The sequence below is a fragment of the Bradyrhizobium sp. S69 genome (assembly GCF_009766005.1).
In the GTDB taxonomy this organism is placed as follows: domain Bacteria; phylum Pseudomonadota; class Alphaproteobacteria; order Rhizobiales; family Xanthobacteraceae; genus Bradyrhizobium.
This window is the reverse complement of sequence record NZ_LMUK01000024.1, coordinates 277,424-301,667: the sequence shown is the minus strand read 5'-3', so window position 1 is coordinate 301,667 and position 24,244 is coordinate 277,424. Positions and strand designations below refer to the sequence as shown.

General features: G+C 63.2%; 27 protein-coding genes. 11 read left to right on the top strand and 16 right to left on the bottom strand.

Annotation, left to right across the window (positions count from 1 at the left end; translation table 11 throughout):
* Window positions 1-123: 123 nt before the first annotated feature.
* The gene (locus tag GSQ88_RS09155) at window positions 124-1,752 is read right to left on the bottom strand and encodes a fatty-acid--CoA ligase (RefSeq protein WP_159007270.1); all 1,629 of its coding nucleotides are present in this window, start codon (window positions 1,750-1,752) and stop codon (window positions 124-126) included.
* Between the two features lie 57 nt (window positions 1,753-1,809).
* Here GSQ88_RS09155 and GSQ88_RS09150 point away from each other — a divergent pair, with 57 nt between their 5' ends.
* Window positions 1,810-2,955: an extensin family protein gene (locus GSQ88_RS09150; protein ID WP_159007268.1), complete on the top strand. Its 1,146-nt coding sequence runs from the start codon at window positions 1,810-1,812 to the stop codon at window positions 2,953-2,955.
* 68 nt (window positions 2,956-3,023) lie between these two features.
* Here the strand turns inward: GSQ88_RS09150 and GSQ88_RS09145 are convergent, their stop codons facing one another.
* Window positions 3,024-3,704: a L,D-transpeptidase gene (locus GSQ88_RS09145; RefSeq protein WP_159007266.1), complete on the bottom strand. Its 681-nt coding sequence runs from the start codon at window positions 3,702-3,704 to the stop codon at window positions 3,024-3,026.
* Window positions 3,705-3,742: 38 nt separating this feature from the next.
* Complete coding sequence (locus GSQ88_RS09140) at window positions 3,743-4,054, bottom strand: hypothetical protein (RefSeq protein WP_159007264.1); 312 nt, start codon at window positions 4,052-4,054, stop codon at window positions 3,743-3,745.
* Here GSQ88_RS09140 and GSQ88_RS09135 point away from each other — a divergent pair.
* Window positions 4,053-5,033: a magnesium transporter CorA family protein gene (locus GSQ88_RS09135; RefSeq protein WP_159007262.1), complete on the top strand. Its 981-nt coding sequence runs from the start codon at window positions 4,053-4,055 to the stop codon at window positions 5,031-5,033. The genes GSQ88_RS09140 and GSQ88_RS09135 overlap by 2 nt on opposite strands.
* Window positions 5,034-5,180: 147 nt before the next feature.
* Window positions 5,181-5,402, top strand: coding sequence for a hypothetical protein (locus GSQ88_RS09130; RefSeq protein ID WP_159007260.1), 222 nt, complete (start codon window positions 5,181-5,183; stop codon window positions 5,400-5,402).
* A 124-nt stretch (window positions 5,403-5,526) separates the two neighbouring features.
* Here the strand turns inward: GSQ88_RS09130 and GSQ88_RS09125 are convergent, their stop codons facing one another.
* Window positions 5,527-6,279, bottom strand: coding sequence for an SDR family NAD(P)-dependent oxidoreductase (locus GSQ88_RS09125; protein ID WP_159007258.1), 753 nt, complete (start codon window positions 6,277-6,279; stop codon window positions 5,527-5,529).
* A 124-nt stretch (window positions 6,280-6,403) separates the two neighbouring features.
* Window positions 6,404-7,045 carry a pyridoxamine 5'-phosphate oxidase gene (gene pdxH, locus GSQ88_RS09120; protein WP_159007256.1) on the bottom strand — a complete coding sequence of 214 codons (642 nt, stop codon included), beginning with the start codon at window positions 7,043-7,045 and terminating at the stop codon, window positions 6,404-6,406.
* Between the two features lie 165 nt (window positions 7,046-7,210).
* On the opposite strand from pdxH, the gene GSQ88_RS09115 reads away from it, so the two are divergent.
* Both GSQ88_RS09115 and GSQ88_RS09110 read left to right on the top strand, forming a co-directional pair.
* A complete protein-coding gene (locus GSQ88_RS09115) occupies window positions 7,211-7,576 on the top strand; it encodes an RT0821/Lpp0805 family surface protein (RefSeq protein WP_349628210.1) in 366 nt (121 codons plus the stop codon).
* A gap of 103 nt (window positions 7,577-7,679) precedes the next feature.
* On the top strand, window positions 7,680-8,618 hold the full coding sequence (locus GSQ88_RS09110; RefSeq protein ID WP_159007252.1) for a DnaJ C-terminal domain-containing protein: 939 nt from the start codon (window positions 7,680-7,682) through the stop codon (window positions 8,616-8,618).
* A gap of 333 nt (window positions 8,619-8,951) precedes the next feature.
* On the opposite strand, the gene GSQ88_RS09105 is transcribed toward GSQ88_RS09110, so the two are convergent.
* Window positions 8,952-9,722, bottom strand: a complete 771-nt coding sequence (locus tag GSQ88_RS09105; protein ID WP_159007250.1) for an anti-sigma factor family protein — start codon at window positions 9,720-9,722, stop codon at window positions 8,952-8,954.
* A 190-nt stretch (window positions 9,723-9,912) separates the two neighbouring features.
* Window positions 9,913-10,401, bottom strand: coding sequence for an RNA polymerase sigma factor (locus tag GSQ88_RS09100; protein ID WP_159007248.1), 489 nt, complete (start codon window positions 10,399-10,401; stop codon window positions 9,913-9,915).
* Between the two features lie 314 nt (window positions 10,402-10,715).
* Here GSQ88_RS09100 and GSQ88_RS09095 point away from each other — a divergent pair, with 314 nt between their 5' ends.
* The 3 genes from GSQ88_RS09095 (at window position 10,716) to GSQ88_RS09085 (ending at window position 13,872) form a co-directional block, all read left to right on the top strand.
* A complete protein-coding gene (locus GSQ88_RS09095; RefSeq protein ID WP_159007246.1) occupies window positions 10,716-11,315 on the top strand; it encodes a histidine phosphatase family protein in 600 nt (199 codons plus the stop codon).
* 236 nt (window positions 11,316-11,551) lie between these two features.
* A complete protein-coding gene (gene aroC, locus GSQ88_RS09090; protein ID WP_159007377.1) occupies window positions 11,552-12,640 on the top strand; it encodes a chorismate synthase in 1,089 nt (362 codons plus the stop codon).
* Window positions 12,641-12,687: 47 nt separating this feature from the next.
* Complete coding sequence (locus GSQ88_RS09085) at window positions 12,688-13,872, top strand: adenylate/guanylate cyclase domain-containing protein (protein ID WP_159007244.1); 1,185 nt, start codon at window positions 12,688-12,690, stop codon at window positions 13,870-13,872.
* Window positions 13,873-13,996: 124 nt separating this feature from the next.
* On the opposite strand, the gene GSQ88_RS09080 is transcribed toward GSQ88_RS09085, so the two are convergent.
* The 3 genes from GSQ88_RS09080 to GSQ88_RS09070 all read right to left on the bottom strand — a co-directional run bounded on the left by GSQ88_RS09080 (window position 13,997) and on the right by GSQ88_RS09070 (window position 15,697).
* A complete protein-coding gene (locus tag GSQ88_RS09080; RefSeq protein ID WP_159007242.1) occupies window positions 13,997-14,416 on the bottom strand; it encodes a hypothetical protein in 420 nt (139 codons plus the stop codon).
* 4 nt (window positions 14,417-14,420) lie between these two features.
* The gene (clpS, locus tag GSQ88_RS09075; RefSeq protein ID WP_159007240.1) at window positions 14,421-14,726 is read right to left on the bottom strand and encodes an ATP-dependent Clp protease adapter ClpS; all 306 of its coding nucleotides are present in this window, start codon (window positions 14,724-14,726) and stop codon (window positions 14,421-14,423) included.
* Between the two features lie 92 nt (window positions 14,727-14,818).
* Window positions 14,819-15,697 carry a c-type cytochrome gene (locus tag GSQ88_RS09070; RefSeq protein ID WP_159007238.1) on the bottom strand — a complete coding sequence of 293 codons (879 nt, stop codon included), beginning with the start codon at window positions 15,695-15,697 and terminating at the stop codon, window positions 14,819-14,821.
* A 203-nt stretch (window positions 15,698-15,900) separates the two neighbouring features.
* Between GSQ88_RS09070 and GSQ88_RS09065 the strand changes: the two genes are divergently transcribed.
* Together GSQ88_RS09065 and GSQ88_RS09060 are read left to right on the top strand one after the other, a co-directional pair.
* Complete coding sequence (locus GSQ88_RS09065; RefSeq protein ID WP_159007236.1) at window positions 15,901-16,743, top strand: DUF1194 domain-containing protein; 843 nt, start codon at window positions 15,901-15,903, stop codon at window positions 16,741-16,743.
* 238 nt (window positions 16,744-16,981) lie between these two features.
* Complete coding sequence (locus tag GSQ88_RS09060; RefSeq protein ID WP_502706710.1) at window positions 16,982-17,542, top strand: septal ring lytic transglycosylase RlpA family protein; 561 nt, start codon at window positions 16,982-16,984, stop codon at window positions 17,540-17,542.
* A gap of 218 nt (window positions 17,543-17,760) precedes the next feature.
* Here the strand turns inward: GSQ88_RS09060 and GSQ88_RS09055 are convergent, their stop codons facing one another.
* From GSQ88_RS09055 to dxs, 4 genes are read right to left on the bottom strand one after another with little or no spacing between them, the layout of a single operon-like run.
* Window positions 17,761-18,999, bottom strand: coding sequence for a class I SAM-dependent RNA methyltransferase (locus GSQ88_RS09055; RefSeq protein ID WP_159007232.1), 1,239 nt, complete (start codon window positions 18,997-18,999; stop codon window positions 17,761-17,763).
* Window positions 18,992-19,726: a TlyA family RNA methyltransferase gene (locus tag GSQ88_RS09050; protein WP_174247957.1), complete on the bottom strand. Its 735-nt coding sequence runs from the start codon at window positions 19,724-19,726 to the stop codon at window positions 18,992-18,994. Before GSQ88_RS09050 ends, GSQ88_RS09055 begins: the two co-directional genes overlap by 8 nt.
* 19 nt (window positions 19,727-19,745) lie before the next feature.
* Window positions 19,746-20,294, bottom strand: a complete 549-nt coding sequence (locus GSQ88_RS09045; protein WP_159007230.1) for a nucleoside 2-deoxyribosyltransferase — start codon at window positions 20,292-20,294, stop codon at window positions 19,746-19,748.
* Window positions 20,295-20,354: 60 nt separating this feature from the next.
* Window positions 20,355-22,301, bottom strand: a complete 1,947-nt coding sequence (dxs, locus tag GSQ88_RS09040) for a 1-deoxy-D-xylulose-5-phosphate synthase (RefSeq protein WP_174247961.1) — start codon at window positions 22,299-22,301, stop codon at window positions 20,355-20,357.
* A 325-nt stretch (window positions 22,302-22,626) separates the two neighbouring features.
* On the opposite strand from dxs, the gene GSQ88_RS09035 reads away from it, so the two are divergent.
* Window positions 22,627-22,923, top strand: a complete 297-nt coding sequence (locus tag GSQ88_RS09035; protein ID WP_159007226.1) for a hypothetical protein — start codon at window positions 22,627-22,629, stop codon at window positions 22,921-22,923.
* Between the two features lie 7 nt (window positions 22,924-22,930).
* On the opposite strand, the gene GSQ88_RS09030 is transcribed toward GSQ88_RS09035, so the two are convergent.
* The gene (locus GSQ88_RS09030; RefSeq protein ID WP_246735156.1) at window positions 22,931-23,224 is read right to left on the bottom strand and encodes an exodeoxyribonuclease VII small subunit; all 294 of its coding nucleotides are present in this window, start codon (window positions 23,222-23,224) and stop codon (window positions 22,931-22,933) included.
* 73 nt (window positions 23,225-23,297) lie between these two features.
* Window positions 23,298-24,224: a histone deacetylase family protein gene (locus tag GSQ88_RS09025; RefSeq protein ID WP_159007224.1), complete on the bottom strand. Its 927-nt coding sequence runs from the start codon at window positions 24,222-24,224 to the stop codon at window positions 23,298-23,300.
* Window positions 24,225-24,244 lie beyond the last annotated feature (20 nt).

The window sequence follows — 24,244 nt, the reverse complement described above, 5'->3', positions numbered from 1 at the left end:
GGCTCCGCGGCGAATTCAAGGGAAAGTAAGCGGCGAATGGCGAATAGCGAGTGGCGAGTAGGGGAAACAGCAGGCCTCGGCCCAACCTTCCCTATTCGCTATTCGCCACTCGCCATTCGCTGACTACGCTGCCGCATTCGGAAAACTGTAGGCCTTGAACTGATCGCGCAATGCGGTCTTGAGGATCTTCCCCGTGGCGGTGTGCGGAATGCCATCGACGAACGCGACGTCGTCGGGCATCCACCATTTGGCGATCTTGCCGTCCATGAATTTCAGGATGTCCTCGCGGGAGGCGTTCTGGCCCTGCTTGAGTTGCACGATCAAGAGCGGCCGTTCGTCCCATTTCGGATGATGGATGCCGATCACGGCGGCTTCTGCGACCGCGGGGTGCCCGACCGCGAGGTTTTCCAGGTCGATCGATGAAATCCATTCGCCGCCGGATTTGATCACGTCCTTGGAGCGGTCGGTGATCCGCATATAGCCGTGCGGATCGATGGTCGCGACGTCGCCGGTGTCGAAATAGCCGTCCTCGTCGAGGATGTTGGCGTCGACGCGGAAATAGGCTTTAGCGACTGCGGGGCCGGAGACCTTGAGCCGGCCGAAGGTCTTGCCGTCCCACGGCAACTCCTTGCCGGCATCGTCGGTGATCTTCATCTGCACGCCGTAGGGCGGATAGCCCTGGGTCTGCAGCACATCCAATCGATCATCGCCCTGGAGGTTCGAGAACGGCGGCTTCAGGGTGGCCAGCGTGCCGAGCGGGCTCATCTCGGTCATGCCCCAGGCGTGACGCACCTGCACCCCCATATCGACGAACGACTTGATCATCGAGCGCGGCATCGCCGAGCCGCCGCATACCACCATCTTGAGGTGGGGCAGCTTCAGATTGTTGGCGGCCATGTGGTTCAACAGCATCAGCCAGACCGTCGGAACGCCCGCGGTGAAGGTGACCTTCTCGGTGTCCAGCAGTTCATAGACCGAGGCGCCGTCGAGCTTGGGGCCTGGCATCACCAGCTTGGTGCCCATCGTCGGCGCCGAGAACGCGATGCCCCAGCTGTTGGCGTGGAACAGCGGAACCACCGGCAGCATGGTGTCGGCTGCCGAGGTGCCTAGCGCATCCTTGGTATTGGCCATGAAGGAGTGCAGCACGTTGGAACGGTGCGAATACAGCACGCCCTTCGGGTCGCCGGTGGTGCCCGAGGTGTAGCACATCGCGGCCGCGGTATTTTCGTCGAAATTCTGCCATGCGAAATCGCCGTCGGCTTGCGCGATCCAATCTTCGTAGGCGACCGCGTTCTTCAGCGTGGTCTCCGGCATATGCGCTCTGTCGGTGAGGACGATGAAGCGGTCCACGCTCGGCAGCTTGTCGGCGATCTTTTCCAGCACCGGCACAAAGGTGGTATCGACCATCACCACGCGGTCTTGCGCATGGTTGATGATCCAGGCGATCTGTTCGGGGAACAGCCGCGGATTGACGGTATGGCAGATCGCGCCGATGCCCATGATGCCGTACCAGGCTTCCAGGTGGCGCCAGGTGTTCCATGCGATGGTGGCGACGCGGTCGCCGAGCTTGATGCCGTCACGTTGCAGGCCTTGCGAGACCTTGAGCGCGCGGGCGTGAATTTCGGCGTAATTGGTGCGATGAATGGGGCCTTCGACCGATCGCGTCACGACCTCTTGCGTGCCGTGGAACAACGCCGCGTGTCCGATAATGCGGTGACAAAGCAAAGGCCAATCTTGCATCAATCCGCGCATGCGAACATTCCTCCTGGGACTGTGTTATCGCTTTCCGCGGGTGATCACGGAATTGACATGAAGTTTAGCGCGGAGAACGCCACCCGCAAATGGCCTTGTAGCCGCACTGAGGCGGTGATGGTTACCGTCGCCGTGGTGCTGTTGTCGATCTGCGTGCCGGCAGGGCCGGCCGCGGCCGCCCGGAAGTCCGATTCGTTCCCCTGGGACGGCCTGTTCGGGGTTCACAAGCCGAGGCCGGGTAGATCTGGCTCGGCAAAGCCCCTCCGGCCCGCATCGGTACCCTTGCCGGCGCCACGCCCGGCCGAGGCGCCGGCGATCGAAGCCGCGAAGCCGGTGCCCGAGACGCCTCCCTCTGTCCCAAATGCCGCGGCGGTGCCCCCGGGCGAGAAGCCCGCCGAGCAGGCCACGGCGCCGGCGTCCGTAGTGCCCGGGCCGATAGTGCCCGGGCCGGCAGTGCCAGGGCCGGTGGTGCCCGCACCCCCGCCGCTCTCGGCCTGCCGGCTGGCGCTGACCGATGCGATCGCCGTTGCCCCCAGCATCCCCGATATCCATGGCCCCGGCGGTTGCGGCGGCGACGATCTGGTGCGGCTGGAGGCGGTGGTGCTGCCGGACAAGCGGCAGGTCGCGTTAAAGCCCCCGGCCATCCTGCGCTGCGCCATGGCCTCGCAAATTGCCGATTGGGTCCGAACCGACGTCGCGCCGCTCACCTCGAGCCTTGGCAGCGTCATCAGCGTTCTCGACAATTTCGACTCGTTCGAATGCCGCGGCCGTAATCGCGTCGTCGGCGCCCCCTTGTCCGAGCACGGTCGTGCCAATGCGCTCGATGTCCGCGCCTTTAAGCTTGCCAATGGCCAATCGATCTCGCTCACCGACCGCACGGCGCCGCGCGAGGTCCGCGAGAACGTGCTGCATTCGGTCTGCACGCGATTTACGACGGTGCTGGGGCCGGGCTCGGACGGCTACCATGAGGACCACATCCATCTGGATCTGATGCAGCGGCGAAATAACTACAAGATCTGCCAATGGTACGTGTGGGATGCGATGCCGCAAATTGCGCCGCTGCTGCCGGCCGAGCGGCCGGACGAAGCCCCGCCGCGCGAAGTCGCCGGCAAGGCGGATGTGGGCCAACCCGAGACGCCGCCATCGGATAGCGCTGCGCCGAGTTCCAAGGCGGTCACGCCTGCAACAAAAAAGCGCCGGTAAAACCGGCGCTTTGAGACGTTGCGAACCCTCGCAAGGGATCTGTCGGCGGCGGATCAATCCGCAGCCGATTACTGGAAGACCGCGTTGCCGCCGCCTTGCAGGGCCATCTGCGAATTATACGGCGAGTCGCCATGGTGCGGTTCGAGCACGACGACGACGGTTCCCGCCTTTACCCGGCCATAGAGGTCGATCACGTCTTCATTCGTCAACCGGATGCAGCCGGAAGAGATCGACGAGCCGATATATTCCGGCTGGTTGGTGCCGTGAATGCGGAACAGGGTGTCCTTGCCGCCCGAATAGAGATAGAGCGCGCGCGAACCCATCGGATTATCCGGACCGGGCGGCACGAAGGTCGGAACGCCGAGCCGCTCGATTTCGCCCTTGGTCGGATGCCACGGGGGCCACTCGGTCATGCTGCCGACCTTGGCGATGCCCGACCATGCCATGGCTTCCTCGCCAACGGTGATGCCGTAGCGGATCGCCTTGCCATTATCGAGCACGTAATAGAGGTAGTGATTGTCGGAATCGACCAGGATCGAGCCGGGCGCTTCCTTGCGATGATAGTCGACGATGGCGCGGCGGAAAGGTTCGGCCACGGCAACGTTGGTGTAGCGGATCTTGGCCAGCAGTTCCTTGTCGTGCGGCTTGAAATTGGCCGTATTGGTCGCCTCGTAGGTGGTGGCGTCCATGCAGCCCGCCAGCGTAATGCTGGCGGCCAGAATTCCCAAAATTGCCTTGAGCGACGACATGTGCACTTCCAATCGAAACACTTGCGCAGGCGGCGCCACTATTGCGCCCAAAACGCGACGATTCCATTAATCGCATTATCGCCAAAATCGGTCGGAATTCCAGAACTTAGATGCTTGTCCCGCGATGCGGGAGGGTGGTTGTGTCCTTTTTGCCGCATGTTTTTCGATTTCTGCCCGATTTCCGGACAACATCGGAGTTGATGCCGAATCGGCGCCATTTCTCCGCCATCCGGTCGCCGCAAATGTGGATCGGCGGTTAATGTTGCGTCATCAGTGCTTGCCAGAATCGAGCCGATCCCTGTTGGGTAACTCTTCGGGTGGCTGCGTGCCCAATTTCTGGAGTCGTCCATGCTCTCGGTGTTCGTCCCTTCGGAAACCTCGCTGAAGAAAGCCGCGACAGCCGATCTCGCCGCGCTGCCCGACGGCGCGGTCTGGATCGACCTCATGAAGCCGACCGCGGAGGAGGACCACGCCGTGGAGCGACTGGCCGGGATCGCGGTGCCGACCCGGGAAGACATGCAGGAGATCGAGATTTCCAGCCGGCTCTATATCGAGAACGGCGCCCGCTACATGACGGCGACCCTGATGTGCTCCTCGGACAGCGAGAACCCGCGCACCACCGCGGTGACCTTTATCCTTGCCGGCCACCGTCTGGTGACCGTGCGCTACGACGCACCGAAGCCGTTCCTTTTGGTGGAGAACAAGCTGGCGCGCGGCTGTCCGGCGGGCATCACCGGCGAAATGGTGCTGATGGAATTGCTCGATGCGGTGATCGACCGCAATGCCGATATTCTGGAGCGCGCCGGTGCCGACATGGACGCCATCAGCCACGATATTTTCGAACCCGACGGCGCCGCGCGCACCGGGCACGCCAAACGCTATTCCGACATCCTGATCGCGATCGGCCGCAAGGGCGACCTGACCTCGAAGGTCCGCGAGAGCCTGGTCTCGGTCGGGCGGGTGGTGACGTTCGTCACGGCCGCGATCGACGGCGCCAAATGGTCCAAGGACATGCGCGAGCAGCTCAAGACCATGCAGCGCGACGTGATCTCGCTGACCGACCACGCCTCCTTTCTCTCCAACAAGATCACCTTCGTGCTGGATGCGATGCTCGGCGTGGTCAATCTCGAACAGAACAACATCATCAAGCTGTTTTCGGTGATGGCGGTGGTGTTGATGCCGCCGACGCTGATCGCCTCGATCTACGGCATGAATTTCAAGATCATGCCGGAACTGGAATGGCAACACGGTTACCCGATTGCGCTTGCGATGATGGTGCTGGCGGCGGTGCTGCCTTACGTTTTCTTCACCTGGAAGAGGTGGCTGTAGGAATTAATGCGTTAAAGACGCGAGCGCCTTTACACGCCGCATCAAATGGAACCCTGCCTCAATTTCTCCGATAAAATTTGAGCGTTGCGCTGAACGTTTGAGCGAAACTTGTCTGCGATAACGCTGTCTCACGCCGCGAGGACAGCAATGGTTGAGAAATTAATAATACCCGAACCGAACGTCGTCGATTTCGCGCGCTATCAACAGGGCCGCAACGTTGCCGGCAAAGCGCTGGCGATATCGGCGCGGGTCTGCCGTCATTGCGGCGCGGCACTATCGGATGGCGAGAACGAAGACGATTGCTCAACCGTACTCGCGACCGAGGCGCCGCGTTTGCGCAACAGGCCCCGCAAGTTTCGGGTGGATTGAGGATTGTTCGTCGTTCCCCGGCACGCGCATCCAAGTCGGCTGTTGCCGACTTGGACAATAATATTTGCCGAACTCGGGTAAACCCGAGTCCGGTGGCGCAGCCCGGAATGACGAACGAACCGGCTTAAACGTGCTGCCCGCCATTGATGTGGATCTCGGCACCGTTGACGTAAGACGATGTCTCCGTGCACAGCACATAGATGATTTTCGCCACTTCGTCCGGCGTGCCCAGCCGATGCAGCGGAATCTGCTGATCGACGATCTTCTCGGTGCCCGGCGACAATATCGAAGTGTCGATTTCGCCCGGCGCGATCGAATTGACGCGGACGCCGATACGGCCGAAATCCGACGCCATTTCGCGGGTCAATGAAGCGAGCGCCGCCTTCGAGGTGGCGTAGGCCACCCCCGCGAACGGGTGCACCCGCGAGCCCGCGATCGAGGTCACATTGACGACCGAACCCCTGGTTGCCTTCAGTTCCTCGATCAGCCCGCGCGCCATCATGATCGGCGCGAAGAAGTTGACCCGGAACACGTGGCTCCACATCTCGATGTCGGTATCGACCGTGCCGAGCCGGGTGCCGTCGGCGGCTTTCGGCGAGATCGCGGCGTTGTTGACCAGTGCATGCAACTCGCCGCCTTCCAGTCGCCGGCGGATTTCCGAGATCGCACGCGCGGTGTCGGCATGGTCGGCGAGGTCGACCTGGACGTGATCTTCAGGTCCCGCGCCCCACGGGCATGTTTCCGGAAAGGCATGCCGCGAACAGGTGATTACGCGCCAGCCCGCGCTGGAAAAGCGGATCGCGGTGGCATGGCCGATGCCGCGGCTGGCTCCGGTCAGAAGCAGCGTGCGCCGCGGACCGTGATTGGAAGAAGACATAAACGGTTCTCTCGTTGTCCGTCATGCCCGGCCTTGTGCGGGGCATCCAGATCTTTTTAAAAGGACAGGTCTTTCTAAAAAGACATGGATGGCCGGGACGAGCCCGGCCATGGCGGCTTAAACCTCAGGGATAGAGCCTTACTTTGGTCCATGCATCATCCGGCGCGTCGCGGCGGAATTCGATGCGATCATGCAGGCGAAACGGGCGGTCGTGCCAGAACTCGAACCGCGCCGGGACGATGCGCCAGCCGCTCCAGCCCTGCGGCCGCGGTACTTCGCCGACGATGTGCTTGGCGGCGACCTTGGCGATCGCCTGCTCGAAGGCAAAACGGCTTTCCAGCGGCTGCGATTGCTTGCTGGCCCAGGCGCCGATCTGGGCCTGCTTGGGCCTGGTCGCGAAATACGCGTCGGCTTCCGCTTCCGTCACCGGCGACACGTTGCCGCGGATGCGCACCTGCCGGCGCAGCGATTTCCAGTGAAACAGTAAAGCGGCCTTAGGATTTGTGGCGAGTTCGCGGCCCTTCTGGCTCGTGATGTGGCTGTAGAACACGAAACCCCCGGCATCATAGCCTTTCATCAGCACCATCCGGACGTCGGGCAGGCCGTCGTCGTCGACGGTGGCGAGCGACATGGCGTTGGGATCGTTCGGTTCGGCTTTGACGGCTTCGGCGAACCACTCGGCGAACAACGCAAACGGCTCCTCGGCCGCGGTGAAATCACCGGATGTTAACGGTGTCGGGTGTCTGATGGAGGTCGTGTCCGTCATGTCAGGAGATCCGAATTGCGTTCGCCCGAGGCCCAGCGCGCGCCACCGCTCCAATATAGGCTCGTCCTATATAGGACATGCGAACGCGTTGGCCTATCGGCGATCGGGCCCGCCGGCACCGTGATGACATTGATTCTAATCGGTCTCGCCTCGAGCGGCTGTAGCATGTCCCGGCCCGATAACGCCTTTGCCAAGATGGAGGACCAGGAGATCACCGGTTCGATCAAGCCCCGGCTGGTCAGAGCGGTCGCTCCGACCGACGGCGATCTGGCTTTTGCCCGCAACGCCGCGTCCGACGTGCTAACCAGGGGCGACAAGGATTCCAGCCAGCCGTGGGAAAACCCTGAAACCGGCGCGCGTGGCTCGGTGACGCCGTTGGCCCAGGCCTATTCGTCGGAAGGCCGCATTTGCCGGGATTTCCTGGCCAGCTACGTCAACGGCTCGTCGGAAAACTGGCTACAGGGGGCGGCCTGCAAATCCGGTCAGGGCCGTTGGGAGATCCATACGTTGAAGCCGTGGCAGCAGGGGTGATCTCGCAACCCCGTTGCAAAAATGCCACGAAGACCCCAGATGAAGGCGAGACGGGCCGAAAACCCGAAGTTCACTATGGATATCCCTGAAGGAGACGTGACGGATGCGCGACCCCTATGAGGTCTTGGGGGTGCCGCGGGGCGCCAGTGCTGCGGCAATCAAGAGCGCCTATCGCAAGCTCGCCAAGAAGCATCACCCGGACAGTAACAAGAGCGATCCCAAAGCCGCGGACCGGTTTTCCGAATTGAACTCGGCCAACGAGATCATCGGCGACGAGGACAAGCGCAAGCAGTTCGATCGCGGCGAGATCGATGCCGACGGCAAACCGCGCTTCCAGGGTTTCCCCGGCGGCGACCCGCGGGCGCGCGGGGCTGCCCGAGGCGGCTTCCGCACCAGCGCCGGTCCCGGAGGCGGCGGTGGTTTCGAGGACATCCTCAACAGCATGTTCAGCGGCGGGCGTGGCGGCGCCCGGCCGGGCGGGGCTACCAGCTTCGAATTCGATCCAGGTGGCATCGCGCTCGATCTCGATCTCAACGTTGCGATGGCGGTATCGCTGGAAGAGTCGGTCAAGGGCGAGGAAAAGCGTGTCCGGTTGCCCACCGGCAAGGAGCTCAATGTCAGGATTCCGGCTGGCGTCGTTGCCGGCCAGGTGATCCGGCTGAAGGGGCAGGGCGAGACCGCGCCCGGTCACCCACCCGGCGATCTCCTGATTACGGTCAGCATCGCGCCGCATGCCTTCTTCAAGCTCGACGGCAACGATCTGCGCGTCGAGCTGCCGATTACGCTCTATGAGGCCGTTTTGGGCGGCAAGGTCCGCGTCCCGACGTTGGGCAACGCGGTCGAATTGTCGATCCCGAAGAACACGTCGAGCGGCCGGACTTTCCGCCTCAAAGGCAAGGGACTGCCCAAGGCCGGTACGGTGGGCGACCTGTTCGTCACCACCCGGATCATGCTGCCGGACGGGAACGACACCGAGCTCGAAGCGTTGATGCAGAAGTGGCGCGACGGACACCCTTATAATCCGCGCAGCGATCTTGGCTGATCGTTGCTTGATCGTGGCGCGCTACCCAAAAAGGGGCGGCCTCGACAGGGGGACCAGCGCGGTACCAAACCCCGATCGAGGCCGCGTGCGCCGATCGGCGGGATCGGGCGCGCCCTAGTTTCGCGTGAGCATCCGGTGCGATATTGAGACGCCCCCATGACTTGATTCCAGATTTTCGATGTCGGAATTGGGACGTCCGGAATGACCTAATTAGTTTAGGCCTCAATTAGAGCGTTTTCCGAGCAAAAGAGCACCGGTTCGCGTGGCAATCAGCTTTACGCAGGTTGCCTGAACTTGGCAGCCGTCGAAAAAGCGCCTCGAACGAAAACAGCGCTAACCGTCGATTTTTTCCATCTGGTCGTAGACGGCCTGGGCGATCTGGGTCAGTCGCCCGCGATCCGAGCTGCCGCTCACCACATAGGCGACGCCACGGTCGGCCCAGAACAACGCGCTATCGCCGCCCTCCGCCGCATAGCGCATCTGGGTCGTTTCACCCTTGGCTTTGGCCGAGTAGATCGTGAAGCGCTCGCCGGAGGCGCTTTCATACATGAAAAACGACGCGGGTCCGGTCGGGCCCGGCAACAGCCTGCCGCCGACGAGCTTCAATCCGGCCGCGGCCAATTCGGGTGCGTGAACGTTCCAGCCGCAGCGCTTGGTCAGCCATTGCTGAAGATGGGTGAGGTCGCTGCCGGGCACTTCGACCGGGTGACGCACCTCGACCACGTAGAGCCGATGCGCATCCAGCGCATCCAGCGTGAAGTTCTGAAACGCCGAGGGCGAAGCGGTCGCGCCCCGCGCCAACCAGCCGGTGCCGCCGCCGGCAATGAAGGCCAGCAGTGTCGCGGCTATCGCACCATAGACCCATCTGCGCGGCTCGCGCACCAGCCGCTCGATCTCGAGCCGCTTCGGCACCGCCTCGTCGGCGACCTGATCGTAGCGCGCATGCAGCGCATCCGCCATCGCACGCCACGACTGCACCCGCTCCGCATCGTCCGGATGCGCGATGAGCCATGCCTCGACATCGGCGCGACGCTCCGCCGGCAATTCGTTGTCGACATAGGCGTGCAGCTCATCTTCGGTGACGGGAATCCCAGGGTCGGTCATTGTCGTTATCTCTGCCTGATCCCGAGCGACAATTGCTTGCCGGCCGGTTGTGATTCCTCCGTTCGGAGGAAAATTGAGAAAAGCCGCCGTGATTCAAACGCGTTTGTTATTTCGACACTACATCCAGATCGTTCTTAGTCCTTGAAAGCATATTCCAAGCCATTATTTCGTTTCATCTTATTTCACCCTCTCACTTCACCTGCCGCAGCACCGGACGCGCGCCTTCGAGCGAGGCCTTGACGTGGGCGCGGGCACGGGCGAGGCGGGACATCACGGTGCCGATCGGCACGCCCTGGATGTCGGCCACTTCGCGATAGCTGAGCCCCTCCAGCATCACCAGCAACAGCACCGCGCGCTGTTCCTCGACCAACGTCGCCAGCGCGCGGGCGATGTCGCGGCCTTCCGCCTCGGTCCCGCTGGCGTCGGGATTGTTGTCGAGCAGCGGCATGAATTGCGGCCGCCGGGCCAGCGATCGCCGCCGGTTCTTGTTGAGGTTGGTCAGGATGGTATACAGCCAGCTCCTGACGTCGCCGCCGAGAAACAGCCGTTCCGAACGCAGCGCCCGCACCAACGTGTCCTGCACCAGATCGTCGGCGATATCGGCATCGCGCGCCAGCGCGCGCGCGTAGCGGCGCAGGGCCGGAATCATGGCTTCGACACTCTGACGAAATACGCTCATTAACGCCTGATCTTGAAGTCCGGTTTCAGGTTTGCTTCGGGCTCTCTTCGAAGTGCTCTCGGCCCGAACGCCTTCCACATCATAACACCCCGACGATCCAACTATTCCGGCTGTTGAGGCTCGCGGTTAACAACCGTATCAGGGCGCGGATTTTGGGCTGTACCGGCCCGGAGCGCTGGTGTACCCCGAAACACCGATCAACGTCCGATCGAGGTCCCGTTCCGGCTATCACGTCGTCGGCATCGAGCGTCCGGACGCGCCGGACATTTCACTTGGCCATTCGGCCGGGAGCCAAGGAATAGTTGCAAGCTTCAATGCCGATGCCGACGATCTATTACATCCGCCACGGCGAAACCGGCTGGAATGCCGAAGGCCGCTTCCAGGGTTCGAAGGACATTCCGCTCAACGACCTCGGCCGCACGCAGGCGGTTGCCGCCGGCGAGATCCTCGGCCGCCTGCTGGCGAGCGACGGACACCAAGCTGCCGCGATGCCGTTCGTCTCCAGCCCGCTCGGCCGCGCCCGCACGACCATGGAATTGGCGCGCGGCGCGCTGAAATTGGCGCCGGCCGATTACAGCATCGACGCACGGTTGCGCGAGATCGGCTATGGCCATTGGGAAGGGCTGACTTTGCCGCAGATGCAACTGAACGACGCCGCGACCTTTGCCTCGCGCCAGGTCGACAAATGGAGCGTCGCGGCACCGTCCGGCGAGAGCTATGCCAGCGTCACCTTGCGGATGCGCGACTGGTTCGATTCAGTGCGGGCTGACACCGTCGCGGTCGCCCATGGCGGCACCATGCGCGCGCTGATGGTGGCGCTCGGCATTGCGACGCCACTCGAGGCCGCCGATACGCCGATCGGGCAGGGCGTAGTCTATGTGTTCAGGGACGGCGGACTGACGAAATATAGTTAAGGCCAGAAAGGGCATCGTCCGCCGTCATGGCCGGGCTTAGCCGTCCAAGGGACGGCGTCGCTTCCGCTCGCCTGTGCCCGGCCATCCACGTCTTTCTTTTGCAGAAGAAAGACGTGGATGCCCGGCACAAGGCCGGGCATGACGAACGAGAGGTTTGACGTGCCAGACCACGCGAGTTACGACATGTTGACATGCACCGTCAGCGGTGCATGTCAACGAAACCAATCGCAGGCACCATGTCCTTCAACACCTTCGGCCACATGTTCCGGGTCACGACTTTTGGCGAAAGCCACGGGGTCGCGATCGGCTGTGTGGTCGATGGCTGCCCGCCGCTGATCCCGCTGACCAATGAAGACATCCAGCACGATCTCGATCGCCGCCGCCCCGGACAGTCGCGCTTTACCACCCAGCGCCAGGAACCCGACGCGGTCAAAATCCTGTCCGGCGTGATGGCGCATCCCGAAACCGGCGTGCAGGTGACAACGGGAACGCCGATCGCGTTGTTGATCGAGAACACCGATCAGCGTTCCAAGGATTATTCCGAGATCAAGGACAAGTTTCGTCCCGGCCATGCCGACTTCACCTATGAGGCTAAATACGGCCTGCGCGATTATCGCGGCGGCGGACGCTCGTCGGCGCGCGAGACCGCGACCCGGGTCGCGGCCGGCGCCATCGCCCGCAAGATCCTGCCCGACGTTCAAGTGCGCGGCGCGCTGGTGCAGATGGGGCCGCATAAGATCGACCGCGCCAAATGGGATTGGGACGAAGTCGCGCGCAATCCGTTCAATTGCCCGGACAAGGACAAGGCTGCCTTCTTCGAAACCTACCTCGACGGCATCAGAAAGAGCGGCTCCTCGATCGGCGCGGTGCTCGAGATCGTCGCCGAAGGCGTGCCGCCGGGATTGGGCGCGCCGATCTATGCCAAGCTCGACGCTGATCTAGCCGCGGCGCTGATGAGCATCAATGCGGTCAAGGGCGTCGAGATCGGCGCCGGCTTTGGCGCCGCGGAACTGACCGGCGAGGAAAACGCCGACGAGATGCGAACCGGCAACAACGGGACAAGGTTTCTGTCCAACCATGCCGGCGGGGTTTTGGGCGGCATCTCGACCGGTCAGCCGGTGGTGGCGCGGTTTGCCGTCAAGCCGACCTCGTCGATCCTGTCGCCGCGCCAGACCGTCGATCGCCACGGCGCCGACACCGACATCATGACCAAGGGGCGGCACGACCCTTGCGTCGGCATCCGCGCCGTGCCGGTCGGCGAAGCCATGATGGCCTGCGTGTTGGCGGATCATCTGCTGCGGCATCGTGGGCAGGTCGGCGGGTAGCTTGCCTGGGGTGCTTTATCTGAATTTGGTTTCGGCTGGAGAACCCCATGAACGTATCGGAGCTGCAAAAGATCATCGACTGGATGGTCGATGGCGCGAGATCGGCGATCACGCCCAGCCAGATGATGGTCGAATGCTGCGAGCGCCTGATCCAGGCTGGACTGCCGCTATGGCGCGTCGGTGTCTTCCTTCGCACGCTGCACCCGGATTTCTACGGCATTAGTTTTATCTGGAAGCCGGGCGCCGAGGTCCGGATCGGCACGGTCGATTTCAGCTTTCTGGATTCCCCGGAGTTTCAAAACAGCCCGATGATGATCGTGTTCCAGCAGGGGCTGGAGGTCAGGGCGCATGCGAACGATCCCGCCAGCACGCGCTTCCCGATCATCGAGGACCTGCGGGCCGAAGGCGTCACCGACTATATCGCGCTGCCGCTGATGTTCATGGATGGCGCGATCAACGCATCGAGCTGGACGACCAAGCAGCCCGGCGGGTTCACCGACAAGCAGCTTGGCGCCTTGCGTGCGCTGACGCCGGCGCTGGCGCGATACTGCGAGATCGTCCAGTCACGCCGTATCGCCACGATGCTGCTCGATACCTACGTCGGCAACCGCGCCGGCGAGCGGATCATGGGCGGCCAGATCCGCCGCGGCCACACCGAGACCATGCACGCGGCGATCTGGCTGTCGGATTTGCGCGGCTTTACCGCGCTGTCGGACCGGCTGCCGGCCGAGACCGTGGTCGATATTCTCAATCATTATTTCGACTGCCAGGTGGCCGCGATCCGGGAGCATGGCGGTGAAGTGCTGAAGTACATGGGCGACGGCCTGCTCGCGGTTTTTCCGATCGATGAATATGTCGGCGACGACCAGAAGGTTTGCTCGCGCGTGCTTGAAGCGGCCCGCGAGTCCCGCGCCAGCGTCGACGCGTTGCACTATCCGATCGGCGACAACATCGAGCGCTTTCGCTTCGGCGTGGCGCTGCATGTCGGAGACATCCTGTACGGCAATATCGGCGGCGGCAATCGGCTCGATTTCACCTGCATCGGTCCGGCGATCAATCTCGCGGCGCGGCTCGAAAAGATTGCCAGCCGTCTGCATCGCACGGTGGTGGCATCGGAGGGATTTGCCGGCATCTGCAGCGGTGGATGGAGCGATCTCGGCGAATTTCCGATCGCAGGTTTTTCAAAAGCCCAACGCGTGTTCGGCCTGGGCGACGAAGCGCCGGCGAACTGAGGCCGGCGGATCATAGCGTTTTCGAGCGAAGTGGGCACCGGTTCGCGTGAAGAAAACGCGTCAAAATAAAAAAGCAGAGCCCCGTTCCGATTTCATCGGAACGGGAAAGGCTCTCAGCCCGGAATTACGGGCACGCCCTGTAGCCGAATCTGTGGATCATCTCGCGGCCGGAGATCGCGTGGAATTCGAGCGTGTCCATGAAATGGTGCGACGTGACGTAGTCGCGCAGGCTGGCATTGTAGGCGCTCAGCATGTGCTCGGTCCGCGACGGCGAGGGGTTTCGGTCCCGGTCGTGGGCGGCATGAAACAGCAAGGTGGCGCCGCGGCCGATGCAGACATTGCGGATGGCGAGAAACAGCGTGCAGGACGACTGGCAATGGCCCTCGATCCGGAACAGCTCGCCCGATTGATTGTATTGGCTGACTACCGGATCGAAGCGGGCGTACTGGCCGCCCATCTCATAGCCGGCGTTGGTGCCGGCCATCGCTGCAGTCGAAAGCAACAGCAACGCGCCGGCCCAGATGTTTCCGGCGACGTTTCTCATGGCGCTATTCCTCCGGCTCGGTGGTGAACAGCAACGGGTAGCCCTTGGCGCGACCGGCATCGGTGGCGCGCGTCGCCTTGGTTTCGGCGACGTCCTTGGTGAAGACCGCGACCACGCATACCCCGCGCTGATGCGCGGTGATCATGACCTTGTGGGCCTGGTCCTCGGTCATGCGGAACTCCCCCTTCAGCACGGTGACGACGAATTCGCGCGGCGTGAAATCGTCGTTGACCAGAATGACCTTGTGCAGGCGCGGACGCTCGGTCTTGGTTTTGGTCCTGGTTTTCGGTTTGATGACGGTGTCGGCCATTCCGGAAGTAAGCTCCAGGCGTTTTCAATGGTTCCGCCGCGCTACAATACAATCTTGCGGCCCGCGGTGGAACCGGCTGTTTGGCGATGGCTTCATTGCAGCGGCGGCACCGTCCGCAGATAGGCGATGATGTCCGCCAGATCGGACGGTTTCAGTTCGGCATAATAACGGTAGGCCATCGGCTGTTTGAGCATCGCCCCATCGCGTGCAATTCCTTGGGTGATGGCGCGGCCGATTTCCTGATCGGTCCAGGCGCCGATGCCGGCGACGGAATCCGAGGTGATATTCGCAGCCACGCTGGGCGGTCCGGCCGGATCGCCCTGGCGTGGCGGGAACGCCCGGCCGCCGCGACCGAGGCCATTCTTGAAGTCCGACACGCCGCGCGACCATGCCGAATGGCACTCCATACAATGGCCGATGGTGACGAGATAGGCGCCGCGGCGGGCCGGATCGCCGAACTGTGCCTTGTTGAAACCGGCCTCGGCGTCGGGATAGGGATCGCGGTGCGGCGGCGCCTTGTAGAGGGGATCGGTGACTTCGTTGCGGATCGGCTTGACGGTGCGCAGGTAGGCGATGATAGCGTCGAGATCGTCCGGCAGCAGCGCCTTGTAGAAATTGGCAGGCATCACCGCCGCCAGCGGAACGCCGGCGAGGCGTCCATGGTCCGGCCGCATTCCCGTCAGCAGCGCCTGCTTGATCTCGGCATCGCTCCAGCCGCCAATTCCGGTTTCGACGTCGGGCGTGATGTTCGATGCGGTCGCGACAAAGGCCAGCGTCGTCAAGGTCAGGCCGCCGCCCGACAACGCCCGGTCGGCGATCGGCTTGCCGTCGGCATCGCGCGGGGTGTGGCAATTGCCGCACGCCATGATGCTGTGGACGAGATAGCCGCCGCGTTCGACCGGCGATTGCGCCAGCGCAGGTTCGAGTGCCGCAAACAGCAACACGACGCACACGGTGCCGACACGAAACATGACATCCCCTCCCGCCCAGGATGCGCTGTATCGCACGCGCGGTCGCGACTGGGCAACCATGGGCCTCGCAACGAGGCCGCGCCGGCTTGACTGGCAAGTTCTAACTGGCAGGATCTAACTGTATTGTGAAGCGCAAGCGATGTTCCTGCTTTTCGCGGGGCCCTTTGCGTGTCACGATCCCGTCGTGCGATGGAGGGCAGCTGATGCGCTGGTGTGTCTCGATCGGGGCGGTGCTTGTCGCGGGGGTGATGGCCGGAGGCGACGTTGCGAGTATCGCGGCGCCGAGCGGGCGTCATCAGTTGGCGGAGACCGGCGACAGCAAGCCGGTGGTCGATGTCGAACTGATCCTCGCCACCGATATCTCCTATTCGATGGATATGGACGAACTGGCGATCCAGCGCGAGGGATACGCGCAAGCCATCGTCTCGAAGGAATTTCTGCAGGCGCTGAAGGCGCTGCCGAACGGCAAGATCGCCGTGACCTATTTCGAATGGGCGGCGTCGAGCGACCAGAAGATCATCATTCCCTGGCGCTTGATCGACGGTCCGGAGACCGCGGATGCGGTGGCCAACGAGATCATGAAGACGCCGGTGCGCCGGGCGTCGCGCACCTCGATCTCGGGCGCGATCTATTTTGCGATGCCGTTGTTCGATGAAGATCCCTATCATGGGCTGCGGCGCGTCATCGATATTTCCGGCGACGGCCCCAACAACAACGGGCTGCCCGTCCTCGGCGCCCGCGACGAGGCGCTGGCCAGGGGGATCACCATCAACGGCCTGCCGATCATGGTGAAGGAGCCGTCCTACTCGACGATGGATATCGACAACCTCGATTACTATTACGAGGACTGCGTCATTGGCGGCCCCGGCTCGTTCGTGGTCTCGATCAAGGATCGCGAAAAATTCAAGGAGGCGATCCGCACCAAGCTGCTGCTCGAAGTCGCCGGACGAACGCCCGAGCGCCGGGTGATCCCCGCCGCCGAGAAAGAACCGCGCGTCTCCTGCACGATCGGCGAGAAGATCTGGCAGGATCGCTGGGGGCGGTGAAGACGCAAGTGCCGGATGGCAGACGCCATACCAGCCAGCCGCCGCGTAGATCGTTGTCGACGTAATCTCCCAGCACGCTGCCGTTTGATAGTCACGCATTGCTTGGTGTGTGGCTTCAGGGCAACGGCAAGCCCAAATCGTGTGTCCAAAAAATGGCGGTCGTCATACAGCCTTGGTTCTGCCTGCATCCGCTGCCGGACTGGTGGTGTCCGGGGCCGGGCTGAGATTGGGGTGCTTGATGCGTGCCGTCAGCCATGCCGGAATGTCCGGCGTTTCCGTTGATGCGCTGCTTGCCGCAGCGATTGCGAGTCGGGCGAAGATGGTCCGAACGATCGGCCTCACACTGGCAGCCGCCTCGCTGGCGGCGTGCGCACAATCTTCCACAGTCAGCCGGAATGCGGCCTTTGTGCCGTCCGCCAAGCAGGCTGCGATCAAACCTCACCGTGAGATGCGGGTCGCGGCGCGCGAGCCTTCCTCGGTGGTGCGGCACGAGCGTTCATCGGAAAGCGGCGCCGCGACGAAGTCAGCCGGCGTTGCCAGCTTCTATTCGGAAGACAGCGAAACCGCGAGCGGCGAGAAATTCGATCCGAACGAACTGACCGCCGCGCATCCGAGCCTGCCGTTCGGCACCAAGCTGCGCGTCACCAATACGGCGACTGGAAAGTCCGTGACGGTGCGGGTCAATGACCGCGGACCCTACGTGCCCGGGCGTGTGGTCGACGTGTCCTATTCCGCGGCGCAGGCGCTCGGCATGGTGAACTCAGGCATCGCCAATGTGACGCTCGACGTGATGCGGTAAACATCGTTCGATGACGTCGTCGGTGCGAAAGTCACCGGCGTCATCCTGAGGTGCGAACTCTCCCGGCAGCGCACTTGCGCTGTCCGGTGCGAGCCTCGAAGGATGGCCGCACGCACTGCGCTGAACAACATCCTTCGAGGCTCGCCGAAGACGGCGAGCACCTCAGGATGACGTGGGCGATTGCTTCACAGCCTACTTCGCCGGGACGACGCATAACTTCAGCGCGCAAACCGCGCCACCAGTTCAACATGCGGGGTGTGACGGAACTGGTCGACTGGCGTGACGCCTTCGATCTTGTAGCCGCTGTCGATCAGGATGCGGGCGTCGCGCGCGAATGTCGCGACGTTGCAGGACACCGCGATCACCACGGGAATCTTGCTGGCCGCGAGTTGCTTGACTTGCGCCAGCGCGCCCTGCCGCGGCGGATCGAACACGATCGTGTCGTAGTCGCGCAATTCCTGCGCCATCAGCGGACGCCGGAATAGATCGCGGGCCTCGGCCTTGACCGGTTTCAGCCCGGAGACCGATGTCACCGCCTTCGACAGCGCAGCCACCGCGCCGGCATCGCTGTCGAACGCGGAAACCCGGGCTTTGGCCGCCAGTCGCAGCGCAAACGGCCCGACCCCGCAAAACAGATCGGCGATGTGCTTGGCGCGCTTGCAATGACCGCTTACCAGCGCCGCCAGCGCTTCTTCGCCGGCCAGGGTGGCCTGTAGGAACGAGCCCGGCGGCAGGATGACGCGCGCGGCGCCGATCTCTATGGTCGGCGGGTTGCGCATCAGCACCAGTTCGCCATGGCGGGTCAGCCGCGCCAGCCCGTGCCGTTGGGCGATCTCGGACAGGCTTGCGATCAGCGCGGTCGACAGCGGTCCCGAGCCACGCACATCGACATCGAGGCCATTGCTGGCCGCTGTCACCTGGATATCGAGCGGCTTGGCGGTGGGCTTGAGGGCCTCAGCCAAGGTCCGCGCGGCGTCGAGCGCGCCGCGCAAGCCAGGATCGAGGATCGGGCATTCCGATATCGCGACGATGGCGTGGCTGTTGGCGGCGGCGAATCCGGTGCGCAATTCGCCATCGCCGCCGCGGCGGGCATGGACGGTGATGCGGCGGCGACCGGCGCCGTGGGCGTCGACCAGCGCTGCGACGTCGCATTCGATGCCGGTATGCGCGAGCGTATCGACCACGATCTGGCGTTTCCACGCCCGATAGGCCTCCGGCTGCCAGTGCTGGATGGCGCAGCCGCCGCAAGCGCCGAAATATTTGCAGAACGGATCGATCCGCTCCGGGCTGGCGTGCTCGATGCGCATCAGCGACCGGCGATCGGGATGATCGGCGACGGATTCGACCTCGACGGTTTCTCCCGCCAGCGTATACGGCACGAACAGGCTCTCGCCGCCGGCAAATCCGACGCCGTCGCCGCGATGACCGACATGGTCGATGACGAGACGTTCAACCACGGCGCGCGCCGATAAAGAATTCGATATTGCCGTCACCGCCCGTGATCGACGACGGAAACACCTCGATCCCGGTGCAGCCGAGCGACGACGCGAAGGCGGTGATCTCGTCGCAGATTTCCTGATGCACCGCCGCGTTGCGGATGATGCCGCGCTTGGAATGTTTTCGCGCCGCCTCGAATTGCGGTTTTATCAATGCCAGCAGATGCATCGGTGCGGCGGCCAGCGACAGCGCCACCGGCAGCACGGCCTTCAAGGAGATAAAACTGACATCGATCACGACGATATCCGGCCGTTGCGGCAGGCGTTTGCCTTCGAAGCCTCGGATATCGGTCTCTTCCATCGAAACGATCCGGGGATGACCGTGCAACGAGGGATGCAACTGGCCGTGGCCGACATCGATCGAAAATACCAGGCTGGCGCCATTGGCGAGCAGCACTTCGGTAAAGCCGCCGGTGGAGGCGCCGACATCGAGGCAGACGTGGTCCTCGATCTCGATCGGATATCGCTCCAGCGCGCCTGACAGCTTGACGCCGCCGCGCGAGACAAAGGGATACGCCGGTTGCGCCTGCAGCACGGCATCCTCGGGAACGCCCTCGGAGGCTTTCAAAACCGGTTTGTCATTGGCGATGACGAGGCGCGCCTCGATCGCGGCCTGGGCTCGCGCCCGGCTCTCGAACAGGCCGCGCTCGACCAGCAGCACGTCCGCGCGCTTGCGGGGAGGGGGCATGATTCAACGATCCCTGTTGTCAGCTTGATCGGCCTGCCGCGATCCGGACGCAGGCCTCGAACGCGGTCAGATCGTGCCAGATATCCGCGGGCCGTTGTTGCGGCATCACCAGCGGATAGCCATGCAGATCGAGCGCGTGCATCATCATCAGATTGTCGTTCAAGCCGAAATCTTCAACCGTCAATCCGTCGGCATCGACCAATCGCCCGTCGCCCGGGCTGACGGAGGTAAAGCGGCGGACGCGATCGGCATAATATCCGGGGTCGTTGGAATAGCCGAGGCAGCGCTTGCCGCGCCCGGCCATGTACCCGAGTTCGTAGACCGTGCCGGGGTCGGCGCCGGGGCCGCGAAACGGCGTCAGGTTGGCAATGATGGCGTCTGCCTCGTCCATCATCGCCTGGTTGCCCCTAAATATCCGCAGCGAGACATCGCTGGCCGAGCGGTCGATGGTGTTGTCGAGTGGATAGATTCCGCTCAGGCCGTAACGCGCGCAGATTTCGGCCTTGCGCTTGCCGATCTCAACCGCGTCCGGCAGGAACACGTCGGGGCCTGCCAGATAGATCTTCATGCATCACCGCAGTCGATCGTTGTGACGCGTTTGAAACGGTGGGTAGGGGCCGGCGAAACCTCAGGCCAGCTTCACCGTTTCGGTCTTGAAATCCTTGCCGAGCGCTTCGAACACCTTGGCGACGATGCTCTTGGCGTCGAGACCGGCGCGGGCGTACATCGCGTTCGGCGAGTCATGGTCGAGGAACTCGTCGGGCAGCACCATCGCACGCATCCGCAGGCCGCCGTCGAGCATGCCGTGTTCGGCCAGCGTCTGCATCACGTGGGAGCCGAAGCCGCCGATCGAGCCTTCCTCGACCGTGAGCAGCACTTCGTGCTCGCGCGCCAGCTTCAAGATCATGTCGAGGTCGAGCGGCTTCATGAAGCGCGCATCGGCAATAGTGGTGGAAAGGCCAAGTGCGGCCAGTTCGTCGGCGGCCTTCTCGCATTCGGCCAGACGGGTGCCGAACGACAAGAGCGCGACCTTGGTGCCCTCGCGGACGATGCGGCCCTTGCCGATTTCGAGCGCGACGCCGACTTCCGGCATCTCGACGCCACGGCCCTCGCCGCGCGGGTAGCGAACCGCGCTCGGGCGGTCGTTGATCGCGACCTGGGTTGCCACCATGTGCACCAGTTCGGCCTCGTCGGAGGCCGCCATGATGACGAAATTGGGCAGGCAGCCGAGATAGGCGCTGTCGAACGAGCCGGCATGGGTCGCGCCGTCGGCGCCGACCAGGCCGGCACGATCGATCGCGAAACGAACCGGCAGGCTCTGGATCGCCACGTCATGGACGATCTGATCGTAACCGCGCTGCAGGAAGGTCGAGTAGATCGCGCAGAACGGCTTGTAGCCTTCGGTGGCGAGACCGGCGGCGAAAGTCACCGCGTGCTGCTCGGCGATGCCGACATCGAAGGTGCGGCTCGGAAACGCCTTGGCGAACAGGTCGATGCCGGTTCCCGACGGCATCGCCGCGGTGATGCCGACGACCTTGTCGTCCTTCTCGGCTTCCTTGACCAGGCTCTGGCCGAACACGTTCTGGTAGGAGGGGGCATTCGGCTTGGACTTGGCCTGCGCGCCGGTGGCGACGTCGAACTTGACCACGGCGTGATATTTGTCGGCGGAAGCTTCCGCCGGGCCGTAGCCCTTGCCTTTCTGGGTGACGACGTGAATCAGCACCGGACCGGTCTGCATGTCGCGGACGTTGGCGAGAACCGGCAACAGATGGTCGAGATTGTGGCCGTCGATCGGGCCGACATAATAGAAGCCGAGTTCCTCGAACAGCGTGCCGCCGTCCATCATGAAGCCGCGGGAATATTCCTCGACGCGGTTGGCGCGGTTGGCGATGATCTTGGGCAGATGATTGCCGAGCTGCTTGGCGGCTTCGCGCAGCGTGCGATAGGTCTTGCCTGAATAGAGCCTGGACAGATAGGCCGACATCGCGCCGACCGGCGGCGCGATCGACATGTCGTTGTCGTTGAGGATGACGATCAGCCGCGAGTTCATCGCGCCGGCATTGTTCATGGCCTCATAGGCCATGCCGGCCGACATCGCGCCGTCGCCGATCACGGCGATCACGTTGTTGGTGCCGCCGGAGAGGTCGCGCGCCACGGCCATGCCGAGCGCCGCCGAGATCGAGGTCGAGGAGTGCGCGGCGCCGAACGGATCGTAATCGCTTTCGGTTCGCTTGGTGAAACCGGATAGCCCGCCGCCGGTACGCAAGGTGCGGATGCGGTCGCGGCGGCCGGTCAGGATCTTGTGCGGATAGGCCTGGTGGCCGACGTCCCAGATCAGGCGGTCGCGCGGGGTATCGAATACATAATGCAGTGCCGTCGTCAGCTCGACCACGCCAAGGCCCGCGCCAAAATGGCCGCCGGTGACCGAAACGGCATCGATGGTTTCCTGGCGCAGTTCGTCGGCGACTTGCCGGACCTGTTCCACCTTGAGCCGGCGCAGGTCTTCCGGGGTGTGGATCGTGTCGAGAAGCGGCGTTTTACTAAAATCAGTCACAGCGATATTCCAATTTTGCATGTCGGACGAACGGCCCGACGGAAGATGGGTGCGCATGATTGGCGCAGCGAAAACCCAGACGCGGGACGGCGGCTAAGCAGGCCGAAGCCCAAATTGAAAGCTTAGACGAGGTCCAGATCGTTCAATGTGATCTACATCACTTTTGCGGCTTCACTCTATCCCGGCCATTTTCATTAGCTATTTGAAGTGCTTACGTTCATTTTCGACGACCGCAAGTGGACCTCCGATAGCCCATAACCTCGCTATCTCTACACTAAAGCTGCGCCCAAAGCCAACTCACAGCTGTCATAGACGCGACAAAGGCAGCGCGGTCATAGGTAAGACCTTGACCCTGGCCGCGCCACAAGGGGTCGATTTCGCCCAAATCGGCGGCATCCGGGCGGGCCGCGGCGGCGGTTGGCTGGAGATTTTTTCGAGCCCATTCGCGGGCGGCGGCATTGCGGGTCGCAATCATGCCCGCCGGGTCAGGTTAAGCCATGCGTTCGCGCAACGGCAGCGATCCGCGGACCAGCAAGCGAAGGCGGACCGGCACGAGAAGATCGTCGGGGGGCCGTTAATGTTTGCCAGCGCCGCAACCGGCCCGCCGTGTTTTGTGTCGTTTTATTTCTGCGCGCGGAGGTGACGCGCCATCATTGAACGTCGAGCGGCTCGGTGCCGACCGCCTGGCCGTTCGAATCGGTCGTGATCTTGTCGACCCGCGCCTCGGCCTGTCGCAGCAGTTCCTCGCACCGCCGTTTCAAGGCCTCGCCGCGCTCGTAAATGGCGACAGATTCCTCCAGCGGCACCTTGCCGGCTTCCAGCCGCGTGACGATCGATTCGAGTTCTTCGATCGCGCGTTCGAAGCTCAGCTTCTTGACGTCCAGTTTGGCGTCGACGTGTTTGGGATCGACGTGTTTGGGATCGACTTGGGTATTTTCGGCCATATTGGTTTCCCGGATGCGCCACTCAGCCGGCGCAGACTCAAAGATATCTATGCGGACGTATTGTGGCGGTAATTCACGCGCCCATCAATGCGGTGACGTGTGCTGCCACCGACTCTTTCAGGCCTTGCAGATCATATCCGCCCTCGAGCACCGAAACCACCCGTCCGCCGGCGCTGGCATCTGCGACATCCATCAGCTGGCGGGTGACCCAGCCGAAGTCCTCGCCCTTCAGATTGAGCGAGGCCAAGGGATCGCGATGGTGCGCGTCGAAACCGGCCGAGATGATGATCAGTTCGGGGCTGAACTTCTTCAGTTGCGGCAGGATCAGATTTTCAAACGCGGCGCGGAACCTGGCGCTGCCGTCCTCGGGCGCCAGCGGCGCATTGACGATGGTGTCGTGCTCGCCGCGCTCGCCGCTGGCGCCGGTGCCTGGAAACAGCGGCATCTGGTGCGTCGAGCAGTACATCACGGTCGGATCCGCCCAGAAAATATCCTGGGTGCCGTTGCCGTGATGGACGTCGAAATCAACCACCGCGGCGCGGGCGATGCCGTATTTGCGCTGGGCGTGACGCGCGGCGATGGCGGCGTGATCGAAAAAACAAAAGCCCATCGGCTTGCTGATCTCGGCGTGATGGCCGGGAGGCCGCGTCGCGACAAACGCGTTGTGATGGGTGCCTGCCATCACCGCGTCGGTGGCGGCGACGGCACCGCCGACGCCGCGCATCACGGCTTCCCAGGTGCCCGGAGACATCGAGGTGTCGCCGTCGAGATAGATCAGGCCGCTCGACGGCGCGATATGCCGAAGCTCTTCCACATAATGCTCGTTGTGACACAGCGCGACCAGATCGAGATTGCCTTCCGGCGCCTCGCCGCGTGTCAGCCCGTCGAAGCGGCTTTCGCCGAGAACCTCTTCGACCGCGCGAATCCGGTCGGGCCGTTCGGGATGTCCCGGCGGCGTCAGATGATCGAGGCTTGCCGGATGGCTGAGAAGGAGCGTCATGCAATACCTCGGCGTGTTGA

What these genes read in the sequence shown, in the direction of transcription:
- GSQ88_RS09155 (WP_159007270.1), bottom strand. Translation starts at nt 1,752, where the DNA reads ATGCGCGGATTGATGCAAGATTGGCCTTTGCTTTGTCACCGCATTATC.
- GSQ88_RS09150 (WP_159007268.1), top strand. Translation starts at nt 1,810, where the DNA reads ATGAAGTTTAGCGCGGAGAACGCCACCCGCAAATGGCCTTGTAGCCGC.
- GSQ88_RS09145 (WP_159007266.1), bottom strand. Translation starts at nt 3,704, where the DNA reads ATGTCGTCGCTCAAGGCAATTTTGGGAATTCTGGCCGCCAGCATTACG.
- GSQ88_RS09135 (WP_159007262.1), top strand. Translation starts at nt 4,053, where the DNA reads ATGCTCTCGGTGTTCGTCCCTTCGGAAACCTCGCTGAAGAAAGCCGCG.
- GSQ88_RS09140 (WP_159007264.1), bottom strand. Translation starts at nt 4,054, where the DNA reads ATGGACGACTCCAGAAATTGGGCACGCAGCCACCCGAAGAGTTACCCA.
- GSQ88_RS09130 (WP_159007260.1), top strand. Translation starts at nt 5,181, where the DNA reads ATGGTTGAGAAATTAATAATACCCGAACCGAACGTCGTCGATTTCGCG.
- GSQ88_RS09125 (WP_159007258.1), bottom strand. Translation starts at nt 6,279, where the DNA reads ATGTCTTCTTCCAATCACGGTCCGCGGCGCACGCTGCTTCTGACCGGA.
- pdxH (WP_159007256.1), bottom strand. Translation starts at nt 7,045, where the DNA reads ATGACGGACACGACCTCCATCAGACACCCGACACCGTTAACATCCGGT.
- GSQ88_RS09115 (WP_349628210.1), top strand. Translation starts at nt 7,211, where the DNA reads ATGTCCCGGCCCGATAACGCCTTTGCCAAGATGGAGGACCAGGAGATC.
- GSQ88_RS09110 (WP_159007252.1), top strand. Translation starts at nt 7,680, where the DNA reads ATGCGCGACCCCTATGAGGTCTTGGGGGTGCCGCGGGGCGCCAGTGCT.
- GSQ88_RS09105 (WP_159007250.1), bottom strand. Translation starts at nt 9,722, where the DNA reads ATGACCGACCCTGGGATTCCCGTCACCGAAGATGAGCTGCACGCCTAT.
- GSQ88_RS09100 (WP_159007248.1), bottom strand. Translation starts at nt 10,401, where the DNA reads ATGAGCGTATTTCGTCAGAGTGTCGAAGCCATGATTCCGGCCCTGCGC.
- GSQ88_RS09095 (WP_159007246.1), top strand. Translation starts at nt 10,716, where the DNA reads ATGCCGATGCCGACGATCTATTACATCCGCCACGGCGAAACCGGCTGG.
- aroC (WP_159007377.1), top strand. Translation starts at nt 11,552, where the DNA reads ATGTCCTTCAACACCTTCGGCCACATGTTCCGGGTCACGACTTTTGGC.
- GSQ88_RS09085 (WP_159007244.1), top strand. Translation starts at nt 12,688, where the DNA reads ATGAACGTATCGGAGCTGCAAAAGATCATCGACTGGATGGTCGATGGC.
- GSQ88_RS09080 (WP_159007242.1), bottom strand. Translation starts at nt 14,416, where the DNA reads ATGAGAAACGTCGCCGGAAACATCTGGGCCGGCGCGTTGCTGTTGCTT.
- clpS (WP_159007240.1), bottom strand. Translation starts at nt 14,726, where the DNA reads ATGGCCGACACCGTCATCAAACCGAAAACCAGGACCAAAACCAAGACC.
- GSQ88_RS09070 (WP_159007238.1), bottom strand. Translation starts at nt 15,697, where the DNA reads ATGTTTCGTGTCGGCACCGTGTGCGTCGTGTTGCTGTTTGCGGCACTC.
- GSQ88_RS09065 (WP_159007236.1), top strand. Translation starts at nt 15,901, where the DNA reads ATGCGCTGGTGTGTCTCGATCGGGGCGGTGCTTGTCGCGGGGGTGATG.
- GSQ88_RS09060 (WP_502706710.1), top strand. Translation starts at nt 16,982, where the DNA reads ATGCGTGCCGTCAGCCATGCCGGAATGTCCGGCGTTTCCGTTGATGCG.
- GSQ88_RS09050 (WP_174247957.1), bottom strand. Translation starts at nt 19,726, where the DNA reads ATGCCCCCTCCCCGCAAGCGCGCGGACGTGCTGCTGGTCGAGCGCGGC.
- GSQ88_RS09045 (WP_159007230.1), bottom strand. Translation starts at nt 20,294, where the DNA reads ATGAAGATCTATCTGGCAGGCCCCGACGTGTTCCTGCCGGACGCGGTT.
- dxs (WP_174247961.1), bottom strand. Translation starts at nt 22,301, where the DNA reads ATGCAAAATTGGAATATCGCTGTGACTGATTTTAGTAAAACGCCGCTT.
- GSQ88_RS09030 (WP_246735156.1), bottom strand. Translation starts at nt 23,224, where the DNA reads ATGGCCGAAAATACCCAAGTCGATCCCAAACACGTCGATCCCAAACAC.
- GSQ88_RS09025 (WP_159007224.1), bottom strand. Translation starts at nt 24,224, where the DNA reads ATGACGCTCCTTCTCAGCCATCCGGCAAGCCTCGATCATCTGACGCCG.